The organism is Streptomyces tricolor (assembly GCF_002155905.1).
GTDB lineage: Bacteria > Actinomycetota > Actinomycetes > Streptomycetales > Streptomycetaceae > Streptomyces > Streptomyces tricolor.
This window is the reverse complement of the sequence record NZ_MUMF01000450.1, coordinates 1-5183: the sequence shown is the minus strand read 5'-3', so window position 1 is coordinate 5183 and position 5183 is coordinate 1. Positions and strand designations below refer to the sequence as shown.

3 protein-coding genes and 1 pseudogene are annotated in these 5183 nt (G+C 72.7%); 3 read left to right on the top strand and 1 reads right to left on the bottom strand.

The genetic code is table 11. The features are described 5' to 3' along the window. Nucleotides 1-281, bottom strand: a pseudogene (locus tag CCN44_RS29285) (CTP synthase); the annotation flags it as partial. A gap of 544 nt (nt 282-825) precedes the next feature. On the opposite strand from CCN44_RS29285, the gene CCN44_RS29280 reads away from it, so the two are divergent. The 3 genes from CCN44_RS29280 to CCN44_RS29270 form a co-directional block, all read left to right on the top strand. Continuing rightward, on the top strand, nt 826-2628 hold the full coding sequence (locus CCN44_RS29280; protein ID WP_086700891.1) for a glycoside hydrolase family 15 protein: 1803 nt from the start codon (nt 826-828) through the stop codon (nt 2626-2628). A 68-nt stretch (nt 2629-2696) separates the two neighbouring features. Then, nucleotides 2697-4079, top strand: coding sequence for an FAD-binding oxidoreductase (locus tag CCN44_RS29275; RefSeq protein ID WP_086700888.1), 1383 nt, complete (start codon nt 2697-2699; stop codon nt 4077-4079). Between the two features lie 50 nt (nt 4080-4129). Next, nucleotides 4130-5183, top strand: a 1054-nt coding sequence (locus tag CCN44_RS29270) for a PucR family transcriptional regulator ligand-binding domain-containing protein (RefSeq protein ID WP_208639862.1), incomplete at its 3' end; no start/stop codon positions are given.

Below are 5183 nucleotides of genomic sequence, written 5' to 3'. Positions count from 1 at the left end.
TTCGCGGTGCCGTCCAGGTCGCGGTCGAGGAAGCGCTCGTAGTGGCCGATGTCCAGGTCGGTCTCGGCGCCGTCGTTGGTGACGAACACCTCACCGTGCTGGAAGGGGTTCATCGTGCCCGGGTCGACGTTCAGGTACGGGTCCAGCTTCTGCATCACGACACGCAGACCCCGGGCCTTGAGCAGCATGCCCAGGCTGGAGGCGGTCAGACCCTTGCCGAGCGAGGAGGCGACACCCCCGGTGACGAAGATGTGCTTGGTCGTCGTGGTTTTGGGCGGCATGGCCAAGAGGGGGCTCCCGTGGTCGCGGTTTGGGGGTGCGGTCCGGCGTCCCTCCCAGGTTCTTCGGGGGGTGCCGTCGCTGCGGTTCGGGGGTTTTTCTCCCACCGGTCCACGGGCTACCAGCGTATCAGCGCCTGGCCCGGATGGCTTCCGAGCACGCTCCGCGCTCGGCCGGGCACGGGCTGCCTGCCACACCTGCCACTCGCGTTATCCCGGACGTACTCCGGGCACACGGTTCTCACCCGGTGCTCACTCGTTCGGCCCACACGGGTTGCCCGGACCGGCACGCACATCATCTACGTGCGTCGTATCCTGCTCGGACATTCGCTGCCGAGCCCGGCCGGAACGACGGCACACCCCCGCCACCATCACCCCGGAACAACGAGAGCGCGGCAGTTCGTTGAGCAAAGACTGTCGTGTTGCCTCAGGGCTCGGCGGGCTGCTTTGCTTCACCGCTCAACGACGCACAACAACGACCCCTTGACCGCACTAGCGACAGCCCCCTGCGCGGGGGTGTGACGTGGCCGTTCGACTGGAGTTGCACGTGGCCGGGCGCATCGAAGACTACGCACTCATCGGAGACATGCAGACCGCGGCGCTGGTCTGCCGGGATGGCACGGTGGACTGGCTGTGCCTGCCCCGCTTCGACTCGCATGCCATCTTCGCCGGCCTGCTGGGCACCGAGGAGCACGGCTTCTGGCGGCTCGGCCCGGCGCACGCCGCCGACGCCGAGCCGCCCGTGGCCGCCCGGCGCAGCTACCGCGGCGACTCGCTGATCCTGGAATCGGAGTGGGACACCCCGCGCGGCACGGTCCGTGTGACCGATTTCATGCCCCCGCGTGACGGCGCCCCGCAGCTGATCCGGATCGTGGAGGGCGTCACCGGCCGGGTGCCGATGCGCTCGGCCCTCAGGATGCGGTTCTCCTACGGCCGGGTGGTGCCGTGGGTGCACAAGCACGAGGGCCGCACGGTCGCGGTGGCCGGGCCGGACTCGGTGTGGTTCGACACGGAGGCCGAGACCTACGGCAAGGCGCTCACCACGTACGCCGACTTCACGGTCGCCCCGGGTGACCGGATCACGTTCACCATCTCGTGGCAGCCCTCGCACAAGCAGCCGCCGCCGCTGCCGGAGCCGGAGACCTCGCTGGAGGCGACGGAGGACTTCTGGCGCGAGTGGGTCGAGCACTGTACGTACCACGGGCCGTACCGCGAGGCGGTGATCCGCTCGCTGATCACCCTGAAGGCGCTGACGTACGCCCCGACCGGCGGCATCGTCGCCGCCCCCACCACCTCCCTGCCGGAGGACATCGGGGGCGTGCGCAACTGGGACTACCGCTACACCTGGCTGCGGGACGCGGCGATCACCCTGTCCTCGCTGCTGCGCACGGGCTACCGCGAGGAGGCCCGCGCCTGGCGCGAGTGGCTGCTGCGCGCGGTCGCCGGCGACCCGGAGAACCTGCAGATCATGTACGGCATCGCCGGTGAGCGCGAGCTGGGCGAGGCCGAGCTGGACTGGCTGCCCGGCTACGAGAACTCGGCCCCGGTCCGGGTCGGCAACGGCGCCGCGCACCAGCTCCAGCTGGACGTGTACGGCGAGGTCACCGAGGCCCTGCACCTGGGCCACATGACGGGCCTGGCCCGCAACGACTACGCCTCGCTGCTCCAGCTGAAGCTGATCCGCTACCTGGAGGACCACTGGCAGGAGCCGGACGAGGGCATCTGGGAGGTCCGCGGCCCGCGCCGGCACTTCGTGCACTCGAAGGTGATGGCCTGGGTCGCGGTGGACCGCACGATCAAGCTGATCGAGTCCGGGGACGCGGACGGCCCGCTGGAGCGCTGGCGCGAGCTGCGCGACGACATCCACCGGGACGTCTGCGAGAAGGGCTACGACAAGGAGCGCAACACCTTCACCCAGTCGTACGGCTCGCAGGAGCTGGACGCCTCCCTGCTGCTCATCCCGCAGATGGGTTTCCTGCCGCCGGACGACAAGCGGGTGATCGGCACGATCGAGGCGATCCAGCGCGAGCTGTCCACCCCGGACGGGTTCATCCTGCGCTACCCCACGGAGGGCGACAGCGCCGGCGTCGACGGCCTGCCGGGTGACGAGGGCGCCTTCCTTGCCTGCTCGTTCTGGATGGCGGACGACCTGGCGATGATCGGCCGGGTGGACGAGGCCCGCAAGCTGTTCGAGAAGCTCCTGGCGCTGCGCAACGACCTCGGCCTGCTCGCCGAGGAGTGGGACCCGCGCCTGAAGCGCCAGGTGGGCAACTTCCCGCAGGCGTTCAGCCACGTGCCGCTGATCGACACCGCGCTGCGGCTGACGGCCTCGGGGGCGTACGGCGGCTGAGCGGCCGGTGCGGCCGGGCCCGCCTAGGCTGGAAGGCGACAGCTCCCCCGGTGCGGAAGGGGGCGGCCATGGCTTCCCTCTCGAAGGCGGGCGCGGCCCTCGCCGCGCTGCGCGACGACCTGGTCGGTGACGTGTTCGCCCCCGGCGACCCGGGCTACGACGAGGCCCGTACGGTCTTCAACGCGATGATCGACCGGCGGCCGGCGGTGATCGCGCAGTGCGCGGACGCGACCGACGTGGTGCGGGCGGTGCGCTTCGGCAGGGAGCTGGACCTGCACATCGCGGTGCGCGGCGGCGGCCACAGCGTCGCCGGTACGGCGCTGGGCGACGGCGCGCTCGTGGTGGACCTGCGCCGGATGCACCAGGTCACCGTCGACCCGGCGGCCGAGGCGGTCCGGATCGAGGGCGGCGCCACGATGAGCCATCTCGACCGGGCCACCCAGCCGTACGGCCTCGCGACCACCGGCGGGCGGGCTTCCACCACCGGCGTCGGCGGCTTCGTCCTCGGCGGCGGCACCGGCTGGCTGGACCGCGCCTTCGGGCTCGCCGTCGACAACCTCATCGCCGTGGAACTGGTGACCGCCGACGCCGAGCGGGTGCACGCCAGCGCCGACGAGAATCCCGAGCTGTTCTGGGCGCTGCACGGCGGGGGCGGCAACTTCGGCGTCGCCACCGCGCTCACCCTGCGCCTGCACGAGCTGCCGGAGTTCTCCCTCGTCCTGCTGATGTTCCTGCCGCGGCTCGGCCCGGACGTGCTGCACACCTTCCGGGAGATCATCCGTACCGGACCCGACGAGGTGGGCGGCGCGGTGCTGTACCTCACCGGCCCGACCGCGGAGTTCACGCCCCCGGAGCTGGTGGACACGCTGCTGTGCGCGGCCCTGCTGACCTACGCCGGCGGCGAGGACGCCCTGCGCAAGCTCGCCGAGCCGCTGCTCGCGCTGCCGCACGAGGTGGAGCTGGCCGGTGACATGCCGTACGCCGACCTGCAGTGCATGCTCGATTTCCCGGAGGGCCTGCGGCACTACTGGTCGGCGGAGTATCTGTCCGGGCTGCCGGACGAGGCGGTGGACGCCTTCTGCGCCCGCGCGGACGGCATGCCGGTGCCGACCCCCACCCAGCATCTGCTGTTCCCGCAGGGCGGGGCGATCGCCGCCGGCCCGCACGAGTACCCGGTGCCCTACCGGGACGCCCCCTGGGCGGCGCACCCGTTCGCGGTCTGGGCCGACCCGGCCGACGACGAGCGGGCGATGAGCTGGGTGCGGGAGGTGCGCGCGGGTCTGCGGCCGTGGAGCACGGGCGCCGTCTACCTCAACTTCATCGGCGACGAGGGCCCCGAGCGGGTCCGCGCCGGCCTGGGCGCCGGGAACACGCTGCGCCTGGAGCAGGTGAAGCGGCGCTACGACCCCGACAACGTGTTCCGCTTCAACCACAACATCCGCCCGGTGTAGCCGTCGTCCGGAGCTGTCCTCGCGGCGTTTGCGCAGGTAGCGTCCGCTGCATGGACAGCCGTACGGACCACCGATTCGACACCCAGGGCGCCGGGATCACCGTGCAGCGGGCGCTGGAGCTGCCCGGTCTGCGCAGCGGGCTGCCGGAGGTCCTGGCGGGCGCCGACCGGCTCGGCCGTACCGTGCGCTGGGTGCACGCGGGCGAGGTCCCGAACATCGCCTCGCTGCTCAAGGGCGGCGAGCTGCTGCTCACCACCGGCTATGGCCTCGGCACCCGGCCGGCCGAACAGCGGGCGTTCGTCCGGACCCTGGCCGAGCGCGGGATCGCGGCCCTGGTGGTGGAGCTGGGCCCGCGCTTCGCCCGGCTGCCCGCGGCCCTGGTGGACACGGCCCGGGGGGCCGGTCTGCCGCTGGTGCAGCTGCACCGCGAGGTGCCGTTCGTGACGGTGACCGAGGAGATCCACACCGAGATCGTCAACGGCCACTACGCGCTGCTCCAGCGCGCGGAGGAGGTGCACCGGCGCTGCACCGAGGCGCTGCTGGGCGGTGGCGGGGTGCCGCAGGTGCTGGGCATCCTGGCCGACTTCAGCGGCAACCCGGTGTTCCTGGAGACGGCCGACGGCCGGCTGCTGTACGCCGCCGGAGCCGGACCCGAGGGCGCGGACCCGCTCCAGGTGTGGGAGGGGCTGCGCGGCCCGCACAAGGAGGCGCCGCCGCCCGCCGGGTCGGTGCTGGTGGACGTGCCCGGCGGCGGGCCCGGGACCGCCGGTTCCGTACGCGCCCGGCTCGTGCTGCTGCCGGTCCGCTCCCCGCTGGACCCGGTGCACCGGATCGCCGCCGAACGGGCCGCGGGCATCCTGGCCGTGGTGCTGATGCAGGCCCGGCAGGAGGAGGAGCTGGCGGCGCGGGGCCGCGGTGACTTCCTCACCGATCTCGCCGAGGGCCGGATCGCGGCGGAGGACGCTCCGGCGCAGGCCCGGGTGCTCGGCTTCAAGCCCGGCGGCAGCCCGCTGCTGCCCGTGGTGATGCGGATCGGGGACACCCTCTCCCCGGGCGGGGGCTGGGCGGTGCTGGCCCGGGCGGTCTCCGAGGAGCTGGCCGCGG

Coding starts and splice junctions, on each gene's coding strand:
- CCN44_RS29275 (WP_086700888.1), top strand. CDS start 2,697: ATGGCTTCCCTCTCGAAGGCGGGCGCGGCCCTCGCCGCGCTGCGCGAC.